The organism is Pseudomonas sp. St29 (genome assembly GCF_001547915.1).
GTDB lineage: Bacteria > Pseudomonadota > Gammaproteobacteria > Pseudomonadales > Pseudomonadaceae > Aquipseudomonas.
In genome coordinates this window covers 3,744,773-3,763,862 of sequence record NZ_AP014628.1, presented here as the reverse complement: position 1 = coordinate 3,763,862, position 19,090 = coordinate 3,744,773, and the positions used below count along the sequence as shown (strand labels likewise).

Sequence of the window (19,090 nt, the reverse complement as noted above, 5' to 3'; positions counted from 1 at the left end):
GTGAGCGATCGGGAGGTGTCGGCGCCGGTCAGTGGCCCTGGGCCGAGGCGTCCTGCTCGACCACCATGTCCAGCACGTAGACCGTGGACGGGGCGTCGGCGGGAGCATGCTTCCATTCGTATTGCTTCACCCGCAGCACGTTGCGCACGCCGTCCTGGTGCTCGTAGCCCTCGATGGACTGATACAGCGGGTGCCAGATGTCCTGGGTCGGCAGTTGCAGGCCGGCGGCGTCGTAACGTCGCTCACGCACTTGCAGGCATTGGTAGTCGGGGATCAGCGGGTGGCTGCACTTGACGGTCTTGGCCGCCACTTCCAGGAAGCGGGTCTGGCCCTGGCTGCCGTAGCGGGTTTCTGCGGTTGGCTGGCCCTGGAACTTGAGCTGCGTGCCGTTCTGGGTGGTCAGTTGCAGGGTCGGAGTCGATTCGTCACCGCCGAAGGTGGTGCGCAGCTCGCCCTTGAACAGGCGCCCGACTTCGGCGTCCAGGGTCATCAGGCTGGGTTCGCAGGCCATCAGGGTCGAGGCCAGTGGCTGCACCTTGAGCAGGCCGTTTTCATGCTCGAAGCCGCCGAACTGGCGATTGCAGCCGCCGCTGATGCTCAGGTTCTGCTCGACGAAGGTCAGGCGCAGCGGGCGCTCGATGCCCTTGTCCAGGGCGGCGATGGGCTTGCCCGCCGCGTCGCTGGCCGCGACCAGCTGCCAGTAGTAGGCGGACAGTGGAGGCTGGGCGCTGGCGGAGGCCGTGCTGGCGGGCATGGAGGGACGTCCTTCAGGAGTGGTGGAAACCGGGGTGCAGGCCTGCAGCAGGGCGGCACAGACGGATACGAGGAGGAGGTTTTGCTTCATGGTTCGCTCTTTCAGCCTTGAGGGAATAGGGCTTGCCGCGGGGGCAGCAGGCCAAGGCCGGTAACCTGTGGCAGTCAAGCACTCGTGCGTGCGCGGCGCCGCCACCTGGGCCGCCGGTCGCCGGACGAGCTGTGCCGTTACCGATTGCGATGTGACAGCACTGTGCCAGTTCCGTTGCATGCTCGGGGGTGCCCGGGAGTGTTACCAAATCTTGCACGATGCCGATCTACGGGGTTGCCCGCTTCCGGCCGGGCTCGGCGGGCCTGGATGCGGCCGCACCCGGGGTGCGGCGCTGATCCCGGGGGGACGCCCGCCTTACCAGAACCAGTAAGGCAGGAACTTGGGGGTTGGCTCGTTGGCCAGTTCCAGGTGATAGGTGATGGCGTTGAAGAAGAACCCATCCAGCAGCAGGAAGGCCACCACGCCGAACGCCAGGACGATGACCTCGTAATGCCGGTGTGCGGCGTACTGCCGGGTGATCCAGTAGCGCACGCCGCTGAGCAGGGCAAAGCTTGCGAACACCCCGGCGAAGTTGGGTTGCAAGGGCCGCGGGGCAAAGCAGTTGTAGCCCAGCACCAGCAGCGCCAGGAGCGCGCCGATGGTCGGCAGGTTCAGGCACAGGCGCAGCAGGCGTCTGCGGGTGGCGCTGAACACGCCGTTGGGGTCGATGAAGATATAGGCCGCCAGCAGGGAAATGGCCGGGGTGATGGACAGCACGTAGCGCGCCTTCTTCGAGTTGGGGATGGTGAAGAACAGGATCAGCACCACGAACCACGCCCCCAGATGAAGCAGCAGGCGCGGCGCCGACAGCGGCGGAGCGCCGAGCCACTGGCGACCGCTCCTGGCCATGACGCAGAGGGCGTAGAACGCGGTGAAGCTGTAGGTGAGCAGCCCGACGCTGAAGTAGAAGTAATAGCGCGGCGAGTGATCGCTGGCGATCCGCCCCAGGCCCTGCATCTCCAGCACTTCCTGCATGAAGGCGTCGCCGCCCTGCACGTGGGCGGCCCAGGCCAGCAGGGCGACCCCGGCGGCGAACAGCAGGCCGCAAAGCAGCGAGAAGCCGACCAGGGTCCGCCATTGCCGGCTCAGCAGGTAGTAGGTGCCGACCACCAGCGCCGGGCCGATCATGCCGATGGGGCCGCGCAGGGAAAAGCCCAGGATCAGGCCGAGGAACACCAGCGCCAGGCGTCCCCGCTGCTGCTTGAAATCGGCGGAGTAGGCCAGGTAGAAGCAGCCCGCGGTGATCAGGGCGGGATAGATGTCCAGGGCCAGGGAGTTGACGCTGTCCAGAAAGGCCCAGGTGAACAGCGCAAAGAGCACGCCGCAGACGCCCCATTTCTGCTCATGCAGGGCCCCCAGCTTGTAGATGAACACCAGCATCAGCGCGGCGGCGATGCAGAAGGGCAGGCCCATCGACAGCACCGACAGCTGGCCGAACGGCAGCGAGGCCAGATAGACCAGCACCGTGTTGACAATGGTGTAGTCGGGGTAGGGCTGCAGATCGTCGGCGATGGGGAACAGCGTCATGCCGTGCTGCAGCATGTAGTCGGCAAAGTCGACGAAGCGCGTGGTGTAGTTGAGCACTGCCGGTTTGTACTGCAGCCCCATGAACAGCGCGAGGGCGATCAGGAAAATGCTTTGGCAGGGTCGTTGCAAGATCAGTTTTTTATAGCTTTCCATGCTTCCAACATGCAAAAAAAACGCCAATGATACGGTGGCCGCTAGTCGAACGCCATCCACGTGCCGTGCTCGGAGCCCTTGTCGGCTCCGGGTTTCAAGGCGCGGCAATCTAGCGCGATCAAGGTTAACGCCCGGTATACGGAGCGTGGCCGATCAGGGGTTGGCGGCGCGGTGCGCGAAGGCGCGCAGGGCGATCTTCGCCCGCTGCGTTTGTCGCTGCCCAGGCTCGCTGCCAGCCGCGGCAACGGGCCCGGTGGCGGTCAGTGGCCCGGGGGGCCACTCAGGGCCGTTGCGGCTTGACCGAGGTGCCGAAGGTGTTGCCCATGCGCACGCTGGTGGCCGCCGGAGTCGACAGTCCCACCTGGTTCGGCGGCCGCTTGTTCACCGGCTTGTCCATGGCCTGCTGGTTGGCCTGGGCGGCCTTCACCGCGTCCGGGTTGTTGCCCATCTGTTTGCTCAGGCAGTTGTAGTCGGGGGCCTTGTAGCCGCCGACGCTGACTTCCACGCAGCCCTCGCTGGCGTCCTCGGCGTGCAGCGTCCAGGGCAGGGCGCTGAGCAACAGCAGGGCAGCGGTGTAGCAGCTTAAACGTTTCATCCTGGCCTCCTGGCTGGCCCGCGGAATCGGGCCTCGATGGCGGCCGAGTGTAGTGCAAAGCCCAGGCCTGAAAAGTGATGGTTTTTTTGCCGCGCTCGTAACACCAGATTCATAAATTGGCCTCAGGATGACGCTTTTCAGGGATTGGATGCTCGTGCAGCAACACAGCGCGCAGGTCGGGCGATGGACTTCATTGCACGGGGGCTTGGCGACCTGTGTGCTGGGCCTTGTGCTGCTGGCGCCACTGCCTCTGGCCTGGGCGCAGGCCGCGGTCGAAGGGCCGCCCCGGGTGGAGCTGGAATTGGAGATTCCGGCCCAGGACCTGGCCCAGGCCCTGGAGCGGTTCAGTCGCTTGACCGGGATGGCCGTGCTGGTGGACCAGGAACTGGCCCGGGGCCGGCGCTCGGTGGGGATCAAGGGCCGCTACAGCGCTCGCGAGGGATTGAGTCGCCTGTTGGCGGGCACTGGCCTGATGGCGCGTTACGCCCGCAGCGACGCTTTCACCCTGCAGGTGCCGCCAGCCTCGGCGCCTGCGACGCCCCAGGGCGTCAGCAGCGCCCGCGCGACGCGGCTCAACAGCAGCTACGCCAGCGCCGTGCAGCAGGCGGTGGAGCGCAGCCTGTGCGCGTCGCGCTTGACCCGACCCGGGGCGTTCCGTGCCTTGCTGCAACTGTGGATCGGCGCCGATGGCACGGTGCAGCACAGTCGCCTGGTGAGCTCCACCGGTGATCTGCAACGGGACGAAGCCCTGGTGCAGCGCCTGGCGGCAACCCGGGTCGAACGCCCGGCCCCCAGCTCGCTGCGTCAGCCGCTGACCTTACTCTTGATACCGGACACAACAGGGAAACGCATGGACTGCAAGGAATGGGAAGGAGCTTCCGGGGTATGAAAAATACCGGACACAGTACGATGGTCAGGCTGTTCCTGACGTCCTACGAGGACTTTCGGGTGCGCTTGCGCAGGCGCCTGGGGTCCGAGGACCTGGCCAACGACGTCCTGCATGAAACCTACCTGCGGGTCGACCGCATGGAAGAGCCGCCGAACCTGCTGCAGCCCAATGCCTACCTGTACCGCATGGCCCTGAACATTGCTGCCGATCGGCGCCAGTCCGACGCGCGCCTGCTCACCGGCGAGGAGGTCGAGGAACTGCTGCAGATCGCCGATGACGCCCAGGACCCGTCCCGGGTGGTGGGCGGGCAGAAAGAAATCCAGACCCTGCTCAAGGCCCTCTACGAGTTGCCGGCGCGGCGGCGCCAGATCTTTATCGCCGCGCGCCTGGAAGAGGCGCCGCACCTGGAAATCTCCCAACGCTTCGGCATTTCCACACGGATGGTGGAGAAGGAACTCAAGGCCGCCCTCGGGCATTGCGCCCTGCGCCTTGAAAGAAAAGTCATTCAGCGGTTCGGTCCCGGGGCCGGAAAACCGTCCTAGACAAGAGTCCCTGATCAATCCGTGAGTACCTGCGCGCTTGAACATTTTTAGCATCTCCCCACCCCAGGCCTCGGCGGACCAGCAACTGCTGAGCGAAGCCCGGGACTGGCTGGTCCTTCTGACGTCGGGCCGGGCCACCGCCGCCGACGCCCGTGCCCTGCGCCAGTGGTGCGCGCAGAGCCCGCAGCACGCGGCGGCCTTCGAGCAGACCAAGGCCCTGTGGCACTGCCTGCAACCGGCGGCGGTGCAGCTGGAGCAGCAATCGCGGCCGCGCCACTTCGGGCGGCGGGCCTTTCTGGGCGGTGCGCTGGCCGCCTCGGCGGCGCTGTTCATGGTCCGCTACACGGTGCCCGGAGGCCTGGCCGGGTTGACCGCGGATTTTTCCACGGCGGTCGGCGAACAGCGCCGGGTCGATCTGGCCGAGGGCCTGAGCCTGGAACTCAACACCCAGACCCGCATCAGCCGCCGTGATCCGGCCCCGGGGGAACAGGCCTTCGAACTGCTGGAGGGCGAGGTGGAAGTCTTCAGCCAGCGCCAGCAGCCGCTCCAGGTCCAGGCCGGTGACGGCAGGCTCAGTGCCCGTCAGGCCCGTTTCAACCTGCGCAACACTGACCATCAGGTCTGCGTGACCTGCATCGAAGGCAGCCTGCAGGTGGCCGTGGCCGGGCGCAGCATCCGCCTGGACAGCGGTCGGCAACTGACCTACGACGCCAAGACGGTGGGCGAGCCGACCGCCGTGGATCCCCGGAACGTCCTCGCCTGGCGCGAACAGGTGCTGGTGTTCGACAACGCCAGCCTCGACACGGTGATCAGCGAGATCAACCGTTACCGCCCGGGGATGCTGGTGCTGCTTAACGCCGAACTGGGCCGGCGCAAGGTCCAGGCGCGTTTCACCCTCAACCAGCTGGCGGGCGTGGCCCTGCTGATCCGCGACGCCTACGGCGCCAAATGCACCGAACTGCCGGGCGGCGTGGTGCTGCTCAGCTGAGCGCCCGACCGCACCGCCCCAATGTCGCCGCTGCGTAGCCGCTGCCGAGCTTCCGGCGAGGCTGCGCAAAGGTCCGCAGGACCTTGCCTGGCGTCCTGCCGCCGAACCTCCAGCGCTTTCCAGCCCTCCACGTCGCCTGCGTCGGCCCGCCGCCCAAGCCGCTGGCAGCCTGCGGCAGCGGCTGCACCAAGCCGGTCAGGGCAGGGGGCCCAGCACTTGCCGGTAATGCTCCTGGCCCTGGGGCGTTTGCCGGGTCAGGCGGATCTCCAGGCCCTGGGGGTTGTCCCGGCGATTGCCGCTGAGCTGGCGCCAGCCCTTGCCGCTCTCCCAGACCCGCACCTGCAGATCACTGACCCGCCGCAACACCGCCACCCCGTCCCTGGGCGCGGGCAGGGGGTAGCGGTCCCGGGGCTCGGCCGCGGCGCGGTACAGGGTGTCGCCCTTGAGCCACCAGCGCACCCGTTGCAGGCCGTCGCCGGGGTTGGCGGCGCTGCGGATCACCTCCAGGCGAAAGCCCTTGCTGTCGGAGCTGCGCACGCTCAGCGGCACCGGGCTGTCGGGCTCGGCCTCTTCGCTGTCGCTCTGGATCGGTTCGCGCAGTTGCACGGCGGCTCGCAGGGCGACGTCGCGCTCCAGCTGGTTGAGGCTGCGCAGCAGTTCCTCGGTCTGTTCGGTGCTGGCCTTCAGGTGGGTGTCGGCCCGGGTGACGCTGTCCAGGCCGCGCCAGGCAATCAGGCTGACGATGGCCATGAGCATCACCGCCACCAGCACTTCGATCAGGGTGAAGCCGCTTTGCCCAGGCTTCATGGCTGGTTCACCACCCGCAGCTGGCCGGCGGCGCTGCGTTCCACGCCGAGGCTGTGGCGGCCGTCGGAGAGCACCAGCCGCAACGGCGGGGTGATCCACTCGGCGTTGAGGATCAGCCGTGGCCCGGGTTCGATGCGCACTTGCAGCCCCGGGGTTTCCCAGGCGCGGGGGCGCAGCAGGGGATCGCCACGCAGGTCGTCGATACCGCTGCCGGATTCCGCCCGGCGGCTGAAGGCAAAGCCCTTGGCGGTGGCTCGCCAGGTGATCGGTCGACCATCGGCGCGGGCCTCGGCCTGGGCCACTTGCAGCAGCTGCGCCAGGCGTTCGGCGTCCTTGCGCAACGTTTGCAGCGGGTCGGGCTTGATGCTCAGGCCCACCGCCGCGCTGGCGATGCCGATGATCACCAGGACCACCATCAGTTCGATCAGGGTGAAGCCCCGTTGCTTGCCCGACGGCATCGGATTGCACTCCTTGGCGATAGGATCAGCCGGCCTGGGGCCGATGATCGCGGGGTGAAATAAAACCGTGAGAATTGCCCTGTAGGCTGCGGGAACGGACAAACAGGAGGTCCCGCCAATGCTTGCCACCATGCTGCGTGCCGCAGATTTTTCCGCCCCCCGAGTGTTGCAATACACCGCGCTGCTGGCGGCCCTGGCCGGGGTGGCCACCTGGTCGTCGCTGCTGCTGACCCCGGCCGAATCCCAGACCCCGGCCGTGGCGCCCCAGGTGCTCGCCGCTCGTTCCGACAGCCCGGCCCTGCAGTGGTTTGCCAACCAGCCCAGCGCCGTGGAGGTCAAGGTCTCCGGGGTCCTGGCCGGGGCCCGTGGCGCGGTGGCGATCCTGCGCCTGAACGACGGACCGCCCCGCAGCTTCCTGGCCGGCGAACAGTTGACCCCGGGTGTGCGCCTGGCGGCGGTGGAGGCCGATGGCGTGCTGATCGAGCGCGGCGCCGAGCAGTCGCGGATCAAGGTCAGCAAGCTGCCGGACTCGCCGCTGTTGCCGCGGCTGACCCGCTGACACTCACCGCCCTGGCTCCTGGGGGCGGCCGAGCAGGGTTTCCAGGCGGGCCAGGGGCGGTGCTTCGCGACCGCGTTCGCGCACCTGGACACTGACCCGCAGCAGCCCGGGCAGCGCTGTGGCGCCGATCGACTGTTCGCAGCGCAGCGCCAGGCGCCCCTGGTCGCAATCGACGCTCTTCAATCCGCTGGGCCAGCGACCTTCCAGGCGCAGCTCGGCGAGCCGGCTCTGGGCCGCCAGCAAGGCCAGGGACTTGTCCCGCAACAGGCCGTTGCTCTGGGTCATCAGCGCGGCCACGCGCACCGCCGCGGCCATGGCCACGGCAATGATGGCCAGGGCCACCAGCACTTCGATCAGGGTAAATCCAGCTTGTTTGCGCAGGGCTTGCATGGGCCGCTCGACACCGGGAAACAGCCTCGCAGCCTAGCCTGCAGGCTTGACCGAATGGCGACCGAAACTCCCGAGGTTTTTCAATACCACTGACATATCTTCTTGCAACACTGCGCGACGAATCGAACTCAAGCCAAGGAATGTCGAGATGGATATCGCGCCTGTAACGTCAACCGCCGCACCCCGAGGCCAGCGTGGCTTCACCCTGATCGAGATCATGGTGGTGGTGGTCATCCTCGGGATTCTCGCGGTCATGGTGGTGCCCAAGGTGCTCGACCGTCCCGACCAGGCGCGGGCCACCGCGGCCAAGCAGGACATCGCCGGGCTGATGCAGGCCCTGAAGCTGTATCGCCTCGACCACGGCAGCTACCCGAGCATGAACCAGGGCCTCAAGGTGCTGGTGGAACGTCCGGCCAACGCCAAGGACAGCAACTGGCGCTCCTACCTGGAACGCCTGCCCAACGATCCCTGGGGACGCCCCTATCACTACCTCAACCCGGGGGCCAACGGCGAAGTGGACGTGTTCTCCCTGGGCGCCGACGGTCAGCCCGACGGCGAAGGCGTGAATGCCGATATCGGCTCCTGGCAGCTCTAGGGCCGCCCATGAACAGTCATTCGCCCTGTGCGGCGAAGCAGCGCGGCATGGCCATCATCAGCGCCTTGCTGATTGCCGCGGTGGTGGCGGTGCTCGCCGCCGGCATGCTCTCGCGGCAGACCGTCCTGACCCGCGCGGTGGAAGCCGAGCAGGCGCGGATCGTCGGCGGCGGGGCGTTGCAGGGCGGCCTGGAATTCAGCCGGCAACTGCTCTGGGAAGCCCGCCAGCGCGAGGTGCTGACCCGGCTCGACCAGCCCTGGGCGCGGCCCATCGGCGATCCGGCCCTCGGCGCATCCGGTGGCGGTTTCCAGGGCCGCCTGCAAGACCTGCAGGGCAAGTTCAACCTGCGCAACCTGGTGTTCAACCAGCAGGTGGACCCGGAGCAGGTGCAGAGTTTCCAACAGCTGTGCCAACTGCTCGGCGTCGACGCCGCCCTGAGCCGGCGCATCAGCCAGCGGGTGATCGCCTCGTATCCGCAGCGCCTGTCCAGTCCGGCCGCCACCGCAGGCACCCCGGGTGCATTCAACAGCGGTCGCCTGACCTCGCCGGGGGCGGCGGTGCAGACCTTGCCGCCGCGCCAGCCAATGCTGCGCAGCCTGGACGACCTGCTGGGCGTTCAGGGCGTCGACGAGGCGCTGCTGGCGCGCCTTGAGCCCTACGTCAGCGTCCTGCCGGGCAACACCTGGATCAATGGCAACACCGCCAGCGCCGAAGTACTGGCGGTGGCGGTGCCGGGGCTGTCGTTGTCCCGGGCCCGGGCCCTGGTGGCAGAGCGCGACGCCGGGCACTGGTTCATCAACCGGGGCGACTTCGTCAATCGCCTGCGCATGCCCTTTGCCGCGCAGGAGCGGATCAAGGTCGGCATCACCAGCGAGTGGTTCCTGCTCCAGGGGCAGGTCCGTCGCGACCAGCGGCGGATCACCCTGCACGCCTTGCTGCACCGCCCTGAAGACCGCATGCCCCAGGTGATCTGGTCGCGGGTGGGAGCATGAGCCGCTTGCGCCTGGCCTTGCCGCCCCTGGCCGAGCTGTTGCACGCGCCCCGGCCCCTGGCCGTGCCCGTGGAATGCGCCCGGCTGGACCGCGCCGGGCGGGTGACCGCGCTCGGCCGCAGGGCGCTTGAGGCACTGGCCCAGGACGCCCGAGGGCTGGCCCTGGAGTGCTTTCTGCACCCGCAGGACAGCCTGCTGGCCTGCATCGAGCTGCCGCCGTTGCCGGCGGCGCGGACCAAGGCCGCGGTGGACTGCGCGGCCCAGGCGCTGATCCTCGGTTGCGGCGAGCAGATGCATGTCGCCCACGGCCCGCGGGATGCCCAGGGCCAGGTGACCTTGAGCTGGCTGCCCATCAGCCGCCTGCAAGCCCTGGGCGAGCTGCTGCAACAGGCCGGGCTGAAGCTTTCGGGCCTGTACCCGGCGCCATACGCCTTGGCGGTGCCGGCGCCGGGGCAGCACAACCTGTGCCTGCTGGACGGTCAGTTGCTGCTGCGCCACAGCGCCGCTCAGGCCAGCGTGGAGCCACTGGTCGAGGAAACCCTGGAACAGTTGCGCGCCTCCGGCGCCGGGCTGGGCTGGATCGGTGACGACGCGCCGGAGGGCGCGCTGCAGCGCCTGCCGGTCGAACAGCGCTGGAGTGGCGCGGCGCCGGCCTGGGGCCTGCAGGCGGGGGCGATGGCGACCCGCGGCGCGGTCCAGGGCTGGGGCCGGGCCCTGGGTTGCTGCGCCCTGGCCGTGGCCGTGTGGGTCGTGGGCCTGAACCTGTATGCCGCCCGTGAGGCCGAACAGGGCCTGCGCCTCAAGAACCAGATGAGCCAGCGGGTCCGGCAGGTGTTTCCGCAGTTGCCGGTGGTGCTCAATCCCCTGCAACAGGCCCGCCAGCAACTGGCGGCGCAGCAGGGCGGTGCGGCGGACCCGAGCCAGGGGTTCGTCAACCTGCTGCTGCAGGCCGGCAGCGCCATGCCGTTCATGGTGGGCAGCGTGCAGAGCCTGAGTTTTGCCGACCAGCGCCTGCAGCTGGAACTGCTGCCCGATACCCCGAAACGCACCGACAGCGGCTGGCAGGGCGCCTTGACCCAGGCCGGCTACAGCGTCCAGGCCGAGGGCAACGGCTGGACCCTGAGCCCGGCCACGGGCGAGCCCGCTGACCTCGCCGCCGACGCCCCGGGAGCCGAAGATGAATAAGTCCGGGCTGGCCCAGTATCAGGCGCGCTGGTCACGCCTGCGGACCCAGGCCCGGGGCCATTGGCAGGCTCTGGCGCTCCGGGAGAAACGTCTGCTGAGCGCCACCGCCCTGGGGGTGCTGGGGCTGTTGCTGTGGTGGCTGCTGATTCAGCCGCCGCTGAAGAAGATCGACTACTGGCAAGCCGAGACGCCGAAGCTGCGCTCCCAGGCCGAGGCCCTGGAAGTGCTGTTGCACGAGGCCGCGGGCACGGATCGCCAGGGCGCCGACCTTGAGCAGTCCCTGCGCCAGACCCTGGATCGGGCCGGGCTCAAGGACCGCTACCAGTTGCAACGCACCGATCAAGCCGGCCCCGAGAGCTGGCGCTTGACCTTTGAGCAGGCCCCGGCGGATGCCGTGGTCGGCTGGCTGCTGGGGACTCCCCGACAGCTTTCACTGCAGGTGGTGGAGGCCCGGCTGCAACGCGCCGCGCCGGCCACCGCCCAAGACTCGGCAGGCACACTGTCCGGGACCGTTCGCATGGATCAGGCGCAGGGCGCTAAGGAAGCTTCATGAAGGGGTCAGGCTCCAACTACGTGCGCCAGTGTCGCAAGGTCGCACCTTTTCTGCTGCTGGCGCTGGGGGCTTGCAGCAACACCACCTCCACCACGCCGCCGCCCTTGCTGGTGGACAGTGAACTGGGCCAGCCCCTGGCCGACACCCGGCGCAGCGGCGACGCCCTGGCGGACCGCGAACGCGTGCAGGCGCAACAGGCCACGCGACCCAAAGTCCTGCACCCGGTGACCGACAGCCGCCGTGGCCAGGGCACGCCACGCAGTACCAGCGTGCCGCGCAACCCCCTGGGGGACCAGCCGGTGCAATTGAACTTCGTCGAGGCCGATATCCAGGCGGTGGTGCGCGCCCTGGCCCGTTCCACCGGCCAGCAGTTCCTGGTGGACCCGCGGGTCAAGGGCAACCTGACCCTGGTCAGCGAGGGCCAGGTGCCGGCCCATCAGGCCTACGACATGCTGCTGGCGGCACTGCGCATGCAGGGTTTTGCCGTGGTGGACGTGGGCGGGGTGGCCCAGGTGGTGCCCGAGGCCGATGCCAAGCTGCTGGGCGGGCCGATCTACAGCGGCGACAAACCGGCGGGCAACGGCATGCTGACTCGCACCTTCCGCCTGCAGTATGAAAACGCGGTGAACCTGATCCCGGTGCTGCGGCCCATCGTCTCGCCGAACAACCCGATCAACGCCTACCCGGGCAACAACAGCATCGTGGTCACCGACTACGCCGAGAACCTGCAGCGGGTGGCGCAGATCATCGACGGCATCGACACCCCCAGCGCCATCGACACCGATGTGGTGGCGGTGCACAACGGCATCGCCGTGGACATTGCCACCATGGTGGCCGAACTGCTGGAAACCCAGGGCGCCGACCCGACCCAGAAGATCAGCGTGATCGGCGATCCGCGTTCCAACTCCATCATCATTCGCGCCGGCAGCCCGGAGCGCACCGAGCTGGCGCGCAACCTGGTCTACAAACTGGACAATGCCCAGAGCAATCCGAGCAACCTGCACGTGGTCTACCTGCGCAACGCCCAGGCCGGCAAGCTGGCCCAGGCCCTGCGCGGCCTGCTCACCGGCGAGAGCGACAGCACCGGCAACGATGGCGCCCGAGCCATGCTCAGCGGCATGGGCGCCAGCACCCAGGGCACCCAGGGCAGCACCCAGAACAGCAGCGGCACGCCCACCGCCAGCGGCAACCTCAACGGCAGCGCCAGCACCAGCGGCGCCTATGGCCAGGGCGCCAGCGCCAGCAGCCTGAGTGGCAACGGCCAGCAGAACGACCAGAACACCGCCTTCAGCGCCGGCGGCGTGACCATCCAGGCCGACGCCACCACCAACACCTTGCTGATCTCCGCGCCGGACCCGCTGTACCGCAACCTGCGGGAAGTCATCGACCAGCTCGACCAGCGCCGGGCCCAGGTGGTGATCGAAAGCCTGATCGTCGAAGTCGGCGAAGACGACGCCAGCGAGTTCGGCGTGCAGTGGCAGGCCGGCAACCTCGGCGGCCGCGGCGGCTTTGGCGGAGTTAACCTCGGCGGCAGCGGGCTGGTGGGGACCCCGGCCAGCAAGACCAGCATCGACGCACTGCCCAAGGGCCTGAACATCGGCGTGGTCAACGGCACCGTGGACATCCCTGGGATCGGCAAGGTGCTGGACCTCAAGGTCCTGGCCCGGGCCCTGAAGAGCAAGGGCGGGACCAACGTGCTGTCGACCCCGAACCTTTTGACCCTGGACAACGAAGCGGCGAGCATCTTCGTCGGCCAGACCATTCCCTTCGTCACCGGCAGCTACGTCACCGGCGGTGGCGGCACCAGCAACAACCCGTTCCAGACCGTGCAGCGCGAAGAAGTGGGGTTGAAGCTCAATGTGCGGCCGCAGATTTCCGAGGGCGGCACGGTCAAGCTGGACATCTACCAGGAGGTCAGCAGCGTTGACCCCCGGGCCTCGGTGGACGCCGGGACCGTGACCAACAAGCGGGCGATCGACACCAGCATCCTGCTGGATGACGGGCAGATCATGGTCCTGGGCGGTTTGCTGCAGGACGGCTACAGCCAGAGCAACGACGCGGTGCCGTGGCTGTCGAGCATCCCGGGGATCGGCGCCTTGTTCCGCAACGAGAAACGCAGCATCACCAAGACCAACCTGATGGTGTTTCTGCGGCCTTACATCATTCGCGACAGTGGCGCGGGGCGCAGCATCACCCTCAATCGCTATGACTTCATGCGCCGGGCCCAGGGGGAGTTGCAGCCGGAGCGCAGCTGGGCGATGCCGGATATGCAGGCGCCGCAGTTGCCGGCGGCGAGCAAGGCGATTCCCGGGGCGGTGCCGGTGTCGTTGCAGGGCGTGCCGCAGACGCCGCGGGCGCCGATTCGGGCGGTGCCGGTGCAATGAAGGGGGCGTTGATGGGTGATGGTGGGGTGGGGGGCATGGCGGCGGCTGCGGTGGCTGGTGGTTGCGCCTCTGGGGCACTGTGCTACGGGGTATCTATTTGTGGCTGTGGTCAGGGCTGCTCAGGGGTTCGCTCTTACAGCGGTGGGCTGTGTACATATCCGTTGCTGCGGTTACGGCCACTTAGGGTTTCGCCCTTACGGCGACTTACTTTTTTCAAACGCCAAAAAGTAAGCAAAAACGCTTGCCCCTCCATACGGCCCCTCGCTGGGGCTCGGGGTTCCCTCGCTTCGGCATTGCTCCGGGGGCCCGCCGCCAACCGGCCATCCATGGCCGGGTGGCGGCTAGCTCGGCATCCCTGCCGAGCTGCCCCCTACGCAACGCCTGCGCTCGGCCTGCTGGGAAGGGGCCTGAAGATCAAGATCAAAAGCCAACGCCAAAACCAAGGTGCGCAGGCTGGTTCCTTGTAGCCGCTGCCGAAGGCTGCGAACGAGCGCTAGCGCTCGCAAAACCAGGCGGCGCGGTGGTTCAGGAACATTGGGGAGGCAGGTTTAGCGTCTCCTGCGACGGAGTGCCGCCCAGAGCGTTCGCAGCCTGCGGCAGCGGCTACAGAGTACGTGCGTTCTGTAGCCGCTGCTGAGCCTGCGAAGCTGCGAGAAGGTCCGCAGGACCTTCGACCATCCCAAGAGCAGCATCGCCCTGTGAAGGACAAATGAAACAAGGCCGGCAGGCCGCCGTCAGATTTTGATCTTCCTGCCCCCTTAAACACGATGGCCGAACGCAGGCATTGAGCCGTGGGTAACCCGGCAGGATGCCGGGTTAGCCGCACTGGGCCAGGGATGGCCCATTGCGGCGGCCCACGGATCAATTCCGGAGCGAGGCGCCGAGTGGAGGGGCAGGAGCCTTTGGTTACTTTGGGCTGGCCGGCATTCCGGGTTTCAAAGTGACTCGCTGTAAGAGCGAAACCGTAAGTGGCCGCACCTGCAGCAACGGATATGTACCCCGTAAACCTCGCCGTAAAGGCGAAACCGCCAGCCGCCGCACCCGCAGCAACGGATATGTACCCCCAATCAGGAGCCCCAAACAATGCCCTCCCAGTCCCCCCAGCTCCCCTACGCCTGGGCCAAATCCCACCGCATTCTCCTGCGCCACAGCGAGGAGGGCGCCACTCTGCTGGTCTGCCCCTCGACCCCCGGCTGGTCCATCGGCGAAGCCCGCCGCCAGTTCGGCCCCGCCCGCCTGGAGCGGATCCGCGACGAGGAACTCGACGGTCTGTTGGCCACGGCCTACGCCGACACCGGCAGCGCCGCAGCAGTGGTCGGCGCAGCGGAGAACGAGGTGGACCTGGACCGCCTGATGCAGGACATGCCGGAAATCACCGACCTGCTGGACACCCAGGACGGCGCGCCGGTGATCCGCATGATCAACGCCTTGCTCACCCAGGCCGCGCGGGACGAGGCCAGCGATATCCATATCGAACCCTTCGAGACGCACTCGGTGGTGCGCTACCGGGTCGATGGCACCCTGCGTGACGTGGTGTCGCCGCGCAAGGCGTTGCACGGCGCGCTGGTGTCGCGGATCAAGATCATGGCCCAGTTGGACATCGCCGAGAAACGCCTGCCCCAGGACGGTCGCATCGCCTTGCGCGTGGCCGGGCGGCCCATCGACATTCGGGTGTCCACGGTGCCCACCGGCCACGGCGAGCGGGTGGTGATGCGCCTGCTGGACAAGCAGGCCGGGCGCCTGCAGCTGGAAACCCTGGGCATGGACCCGGACCTGCTGGCGCGCCTGGATACCCTGATCCGCCAGCCCCACGGCATCGTCCTGGTCACCGGGCCCACCGGCAGCGGCAAGACCACCAGCCTCTACGCCGCCCTGGCCCGGCTGGACGCCAGCACCAGCAATATCCTCACCGTCGAGGACCCGGTGGAATACGACCTGCCGGGCATCAGCCAGATCCAGGTCAATGCCAAGATCGACATGACCTTCGCCCTGGCCCTGCGGGCGATCCTGCGCCAGGACCCGGACGTGATCATGATCGGCGAGATCCGTGACCTGGAGACTGCGCAGATCGCGGTCCAGGCCTCGCTTACCGGGCACCTGGTGCTGGCGACCCTGCACACCAATGACGCGGTGTCGGCGGTCAACCGTCTGGTCGACATGGGGGTGGAGCCGTTCCTGCTGGCTTCGTCGATGCTCGGGGTGCTGGCCCAGCGTCTGGTGCGGCGCTTGTGCAACCAGTGCAAGGCGGCGGATTCGGCCAACCCCGGCACCTGGCGCCCGGTGGGTTGCCCGGCCTGTAATCACATCGGCTACAGCGGGCGGACCGGGATCCATGAGCTGTTCTGCATCGACGACGACATTCGCAGCCTGATTCATCAGGGCGCGGATGAGCAGGCCTTGCGCGCCGCCGCGCGCCGGGCCGGGATGCTCAGCATGCGCGAGGACGGTGAGCGCTGGGTACGCAGCGGCGCCACCGCCGCGGAAGAAATCCTACGTGTGACACGGGACGCCTGATGAATCGCTATCGCTACGAAGCCGCCGACGCCCTCGGCAAGATCGAATCCGGGCACCTGGAAGCCGACAGCCAGGGCGCGGCCTTCGCCAGCCTGCGCAGCCGTGGCCTGACCGCCTTGCAGGTGCAACTGGACAGCAACGGTGCCGCCACTGGCACCGGAGGCGTATTCAGCCCCAGGCTCTCGGACAACGACCTGGCCTGGGCCACCCGCCAGCTGGCCAGCCTGCTGGGGGCCAGCCTGCCGCTGGAGGCGGCGCTCAGCGCCACGGTGGAGCAGGCCGAGCGCAAGCACATCGCCCAGGCCCTGAGCGCGGTGCGCGCCGATGTGCGCAGCGGCATGCGCCTGGCCGAGGCCCTGGCGGCGCGACCGCGGGATTTTCCGGAAATCTACCGGGCGCTGATCGCCGCGGGCGAGGAGTCCGGCGATCTGGCCCAGGTCATGGAGCGGCTGGCGGATTACATCGAGGAGCGCAACGGCCTGCGGGGCAAGATCCTCACCGCCTTCATCTACCCCGGAGTGGTGGGGCTGGTGTCCATCGGCATCGTCATCTTCCTGCTCAGTTACGTGGTGCCCCAGGTGGTCAGCGCCTTTTCCCAGGCGCGCCAGGACCTGCCGGGGCTGACCCTGGCCATGCTCAACGCCAGCGACTTCATTCGTGCCTGGGGCCTTGAGTGTTTCGGCGCCATGGCGGCGGGGTTCTGGGGCTGGCGGCTGTACCTGCGCAACCCCCGGGCCCGCTTGAGCTGGCACAGTCGGATTCTGCGCCTGCCGCTGTTCGGGCGTTTTGTCCTGGGGTTGAACACCGCGCGTTTCGCCTCGACCCTGGCGATTCTCAGTGGCGCCGGGGTGCCGCTGCTGCGGGCCCTGGACGCGGCGCGCCAGACCCTGTCCAACGACCGTCTGAGCCAGAGCGTCAGCGAGGCCACGGCCAAGGTGCGCGAGGGGGCCAACCTGGCGGCCGCGCTGCGAGTGGAGAAGGTCTTCCCGCCGGTGCTGATCCACCTGATCGCCAGCGGCGAAAAGACCGGCGCCTTGCCGCCGATGCTGGAGCGCGCTGCGCAGACCCTGTCCCGGGACATCGAACGCCGGGCCATGGGCATGACCGCCTTGCTCGAACCGCTGATGATCGTGGTCATGGGCGGCGTGGTGCTGGTGATCGTCATGGCGGTGATGTTGCCGATCATCGAGATCAACCAGCTGGTGACCTGAGCCACACAACCCGATTCGACCTGACCCCGTCCGGCCCGGTCTGGCCCGGTCCGTAGGAGCTGGCTTGCCAGCGAAGGCGTCGGCACTGGCGATGCAGGTCTCGCGGGCCCCTTCGCCGGCAAGTCGGCTCCTACGAGAGGCGTAGCGAAGGTGTGGTCCGAAGCGCAGGGCGGGACAGCCAGAAAATTTCACGCTGCCTACCTCACTCCCGCCCCGGCAATCGGCCAAGCTCGGGTTCCTTGTTCTGTCATGTTCCGGCGCTGTCTGCACCACCTTCGGCGCTTGCAGAGCGATGCCGGCGCCAGCTCGGGCAATCTTGCTGTCACCTTGCCGGCAAAGGCCGGAAAACCCTTGCTGAACACCCGAGAATCTTTTGCAAAAACAGTCGGTTTCTCCCGAGGTTTTTTCCTTTATCTGTCACCGGAAACTGCGAACTTCTCTTCCCATGGCCTCACCCATCAAGCCGTCTGGATCAAGGCTTCTGGCCCGAGTGCCATGGCGTCATGCAAGCGCTATTCACCCAACGTACGAACACGACGAAAGGAGATTCTTCATGTTTAAGCGCAACGTTCTCGCGGCATCCCTGACCCTGGCAGCCCTGTGCTCGGCACAGGCTGCCCTGGCTGATATCAACGGCGGTGGCGCCACCCTGCCACAACCGCTGTACCAGACCGCTGGCGTACTGACCGCCGGCTTCGCTCCCTACATCGGCGTAGGCAGCGGCAATGGCAAGGCTGCCTTCCTGAACAACGACTACACCAAGTTCGTGGCCGGCACTACCGGCAAGAACGTGCACTGGGCCGGTAGCGACTCCAAGCTCAGCAGCACCGAGCTGTCCAACTACGCCGCGGCTCACAACGCTGCCTGGGGCCCGCTGATCCAGGTGCCTTCGGTGGCCACTTCGGTTGCCATTCCGTTCAACAAGGCCGGTGCCACCGCCGTTGACCTGAGCGTCGATCAGCTGTGTGGCGTGTTCTCGGGGCGCTTGTCGAAGTGGGAAGATATCCCGTCTTCCGGCCGTACCGGCCCCCTCACCGTGGTTTACCGTAGCGAAAGCAGCGGCACCACCGAGCTGTTCACCCGCTTCCTCAACGCCAAGTGCGCCGAGACCGGCACCTTCAACGTCACCACCACCTTCGCCTCCAGCTACACCGGCGGTCTGCCTGCCGGTGCTGTGGCCGCGACCGGCAGCCAGGGCGTGATGACCGCGCTGAACGCCGCCGACAGCCGCATCACCTACATGAGCCCGGACTACGCCGCGCCGACCCTGGCCGGCCTGGACGATGCGACCAAGGTCGCCCGCGTCGCCGGTGTCTCGCCGGCTCCCGGCAACGTTTCCGCCGCCATCGGTGGGGTCGCGATCCCAGCCCTGGCGGACCGTGCCAATCCGGACAAGTGGGTTCCGGTCTTTGGCAAGGCCGGCGTTGCGGGCACCGTGCCTTACCCGGACAGCGGCTACCCGATCCTGGGTTTCACCAACCTGATCTTCAGCCAGTGCTACGCCGACGCCACTCAGACCAGCCAAGTGCGTGACTTCTTCGCCCGTCACTACGGCCAGAACACTTCGTCGAACAACGACGACGCCATCCAGGCCAACCGTTTCGTGCCACTGCCGGCGTCCTGGAAGGGCGTGATCCGCACCACCTTCCTGACCGCCTCCAACGGCCTGAGCATCGGCAACAGCAACGTCTGCAACAACATCGGTCGTCCGCAGTAAACCGGCCCTTGGGCTGTTCGCAACACCCGATCAGCAACGGCTCCGGCCGTTGCTGATTTTGTTTTTTGCGGCACTTACACCCCGCAGATGAATTTTCCGTGACATCCGTTCGGTCGCGCCCCGCGCCAACGGCCTATTCCCTGAAGCAGTGACGCGTGCCCTGGGCCATACAAGCGTCGCGCACCCCT

At 67.6% G+C, this 19,090-nt stretch carries 18 protein-coding genes; 12 read left to right on the top strand and 6 right to left on the bottom strand.

Going from position 1 to position 19,090, the window contains the following annotated elements:
* Positions 1-28 precede the first annotated feature (28 nt).
* The 3 genes from PST29_RS16735 to PST29_RS16725 form a co-directional block, all read right to left on the bottom strand.
* Positions 29-844, bottom strand: a complete 816-nt coding sequence (locus PST29_RS16735; RefSeq protein ID WP_060843759.1) for an META and DUF4377 domain-containing protein — start codon at positions 842-844, stop codon at positions 29-31.
* Between the two features lie 315 nt (positions 845-1,159).
* Positions 1,160-2,524, bottom strand: a complete 1,365-nt coding sequence (locus PST29_RS16730; RefSeq protein WP_082729255.1) for an ArnT family glycosyltransferase — start codon at positions 2,522-2,524, stop codon at positions 1,160-1,162.
* A 280-nt stretch (positions 2,525-2,804) separates the two neighbouring features.
* Positions 2,805-3,119 (bottom strand): hypothetical protein, encoded by a 315-nt coding sequence (locus PST29_RS16725; RefSeq protein WP_060839541.1) that lies wholly within the window; start codon positions 3,117-3,119, stop codon positions 2,805-2,807.
* A 148-nt stretch (positions 3,120-3,267) separates the two neighbouring features.
* On the opposite strand from PST29_RS16725, the gene PST29_RS16720 reads away from it, so the two are divergent.
* Genes PST29_RS16720 through PST29_RS16710 form a run of 3 tightly spaced genes read left to right on the top strand, consistent with a single transcriptional unit; the run spans position 3,268 to position 5,538 of the window.
* Positions 3,268-4,008: an STN domain-containing protein gene (locus PST29_RS16720; protein WP_442966365.1), complete on the top strand. Its 741-nt coding sequence runs from the start codon at positions 3,268-3,270 to the stop codon at positions 4,006-4,008.
* Entirely contained in the window at positions 4,005-4,550 is a 546-nt protein-coding gene (locus PST29_RS16715) for an RNA polymerase sigma factor (RefSeq protein ID WP_060839540.1), read from the top strand. Before PST29_RS16720 ends, PST29_RS16715 begins: the two co-directional genes overlap by 4 nt.
* 37 nt (positions 4,551-4,587) lie before the next feature.
* Positions 4,588-5,538, top strand: coding sequence for a FecR family protein (locus PST29_RS16710; RefSeq protein WP_060839539.1), 951 nt, complete (start codon positions 4,588-4,590; stop codon positions 5,536-5,538).
* A 195-nt stretch (positions 5,539-5,733) separates the two neighbouring features.
* On the opposite strand, the gene gspJ is transcribed toward PST29_RS16710, so the two are convergent.
* Both gspJ and gspH read right to left on the bottom strand, forming a co-directional pair.
* Complete coding sequence (gene gspJ, locus PST29_RS16705) at positions 5,734-6,345, bottom strand: type II secretion system minor pseudopilin GspJ (RefSeq protein WP_060839538.1); 612 nt, start codon at positions 6,343-6,345, stop codon at positions 5,734-5,736.
* Entirely contained in the window at positions 6,342-6,803 is a 462-nt protein-coding gene (gspH, locus tag PST29_RS16700) for a type II secretion system minor pseudopilin GspH (RefSeq protein ID WP_060843758.1), read from the bottom strand. The genes gspJ and gspH overlap by 4 nt, the downstream gene beginning before the upstream one ends.
* A gap of 130 nt (positions 6,804-6,933) precedes the next feature.
* On the opposite strand from gspH, the gene PST29_RS16695 reads away from it, so the two are divergent.
* Positions 6,934-7,362: a hypothetical protein gene (locus PST29_RS16695; protein WP_060845138.1), complete on the top strand. Its 429-nt coding sequence runs from the start codon at positions 6,934-6,936 to the stop codon at positions 7,360-7,362.
* A gap of 3 nt (positions 7,363-7,365) precedes the next feature.
* Here PST29_RS16695 and gspI read toward each other — a convergent pair whose 3' ends face one another.
* Complete coding sequence (gspI, locus tag PST29_RS16690) at positions 7,366-7,752, bottom strand: type II secretion system minor pseudopilin GspI (RefSeq protein ID WP_060839536.1); 387 nt, start codon at positions 7,750-7,752, stop codon at positions 7,366-7,368.
* A gap of 148 nt (positions 7,753-7,900) precedes the next feature.
* On the opposite strand from gspI, the gene gspG reads away from it, so the two are divergent.
* From gspG to PST29_RS16650, 8 genes are all read left to right on the top strand, one after another.
* A complete protein-coding gene (gene gspG / locus PST29_RS16685) occupies positions 7,901-8,347 on the top strand; it encodes a type II secretion system major pseudopilin GspG (protein ID WP_047304124.1) in 447 nt (148 codons plus the stop codon).
* A gap of 8 nt (positions 8,348-8,355) precedes the next feature.
* Positions 8,356-9,339 (top strand): type II secretion system minor pseudopilin GspK, encoded by a 984-nt coding sequence (gspK, locus tag PST29_RS16680; protein ID WP_060843757.1) that lies wholly within the window; start codon positions 8,356-8,358, stop codon positions 9,337-9,339.
* Positions 9,336-10,523 (top strand): type II secretion system protein GspL, encoded by a 1,188-nt coding sequence (gspL, locus tag PST29_RS16675; RefSeq protein ID WP_060843756.1) that lies wholly within the window; start codon positions 9,336-9,338, stop codon positions 10,521-10,523. Before gspK ends, gspL begins: the two co-directional genes overlap by 4 nt.
* Entirely contained in the window at positions 10,516-11,076 is a 561-nt protein-coding gene (gspM, locus tag PST29_RS16670; RefSeq protein ID WP_060843755.1) for a type II secretion system protein GspM, read from the top strand. Before gspL ends, gspM begins: the two co-directional genes overlap by 8 nt.
* Positions 11,073-13,460, top strand: a complete 2,388-nt coding sequence (gspD, locus tag PST29_RS16665) for a type II secretion system secretin GspD (RefSeq protein ID WP_060843754.1) — start codon at positions 11,073-11,075, stop codon at positions 13,458-13,460. Before gspM ends, gspD begins: the two co-directional genes overlap by 4 nt.
* A 1,083-nt stretch (positions 13,461-14,543) precedes the next feature.
* Positions 14,544-15,974 carry a type II secretion system ATPase GspE gene (gene gspE, locus PST29_RS16660; protein ID WP_060843753.1) on the top strand — a complete coding sequence of 477 codons (1,431 nt, stop codon included), beginning with the start codon at positions 14,544-14,546 and terminating at the stop codon, positions 15,972-15,974.
* A complete protein-coding gene (gspF, locus tag PST29_RS16655; protein ID WP_060839529.1) occupies positions 15,974-17,185 on the top strand; it encodes a type II secretion system inner membrane protein GspF in 1,212 nt (403 codons plus the stop codon). Before gspE ends, gspF begins: the two co-directional genes overlap by 1 nt.
* A gap of 553 nt (positions 17,186-17,738) precedes the next feature.
* Positions 17,739-18,902, top strand: a complete 1,164-nt coding sequence (locus PST29_RS16650) for a substrate-binding domain-containing protein (RefSeq protein ID WP_060839528.1) — start codon at positions 17,739-17,741, stop codon at positions 18,900-18,902.
* Positions 18,903-19,090: the final 188 nt, after the last annotated feature.

Coding starts and splice junctions, on each gene's coding strand:
- PST29_RS16720 (WP_442966365.1), top strand. CDS start 3,268: ATGCTCGTGCAGCAACACAGCGCGCAGGTCGGGCGATGGACTTCATTG.
- PST29_RS16735 (WP_060843759.1), bottom strand. CDS start 844: ATGAAGCAAAACCTCCTCCTCGTATCCGTCTGTGCCGCCCTGCTGCAG.
- gspJ (WP_060839538.1), bottom strand. CDS start 6,345: ATGAAGCCTGGGCAAAGCGGCTTCACCCTGATCGAAGTGCTGGTGGCG.
- gspF (WP_060839529.1), top strand. CDS start 15,974: ATGAATCGCTATCGCTACGAAGCCGCCGACGCCCTCGGCAAGATCGAA.
- gspE (WP_060843753.1), top strand. CDS start 14,544: ATGCCCTCCCAGTCCCCCCAGCTCCCCTACGCCTGGGCCAAATCCCAC.
- gspL (WP_060843756.1), top strand. CDS start 9,336: ATGAGCCGCTTGCGCCTGGCCTTGCCGCCCCTGGCCGAGCTGTTGCAC.
- gspI (WP_060839536.1), bottom strand. CDS start 7,752: ATGCAAGCCCTGCGCAAACAAGCTGGATTTACCCTGATCGAAGTGCTG.
- gspH (WP_060843758.1), bottom strand. CDS start 6,803: ATGCCGTCGGGCAAGCAACGGGGCTTCACCCTGATCGAACTGATGGTG.
- PST29_RS16725 (WP_060839541.1), bottom strand. CDS start 3,119: ATGAAACGTTTAAGCTGCTACACCGCTGCCCTGCTGTTGCTCAGCGCC.
- gspK (WP_060843757.1), top strand. CDS start 8,356: ATGAACAGTCATTCGCCCTGTGCGGCGAAGCAGCGCGGCATGGCCATC.
- gspD (WP_060843754.1), top strand. CDS start 11,073: ATGAAGGGGTCAGGCTCCAACTACGTGCGCCAGTGTCGCAAGGTCGCA.
- gspG (WP_047304124.1), top strand. CDS start 7,901: ATGGATATCGCGCCTGTAACGTCAACCGCCGCACCCCGAGGCCAGCGT.
- PST29_RS16715 (WP_060839540.1), top strand. CDS start 4,005: ATGAAAAATACCGGACACAGTACGATGGTCAGGCTGTTCCTGACGTCC.
- PST29_RS16650 (WP_060839528.1), top strand. CDS start 17,739: ATGTTTAAGCGCAACGTTCTCGCGGCATCCCTGACCCTGGCAGCCCTG.
- PST29_RS16730 (WP_082729255.1), bottom strand. CDS start 2,524: ATGGAAAGCTATAAAAAACTGATCTTGCAACGACCCTGCCAAAGCATT.
- gspM (WP_060843755.1), top strand. CDS start 10,516: ATGAATAAGTCCGGGCTGGCCCAGTATCAGGCGCGCTGGTCACGCCTG.
- PST29_RS16695 (WP_060845138.1), top strand. CDS start 6,934: ATGCTGCGTGCCGCAGATTTTTCCGCCCCCCGAGTGTTGCAATACACC.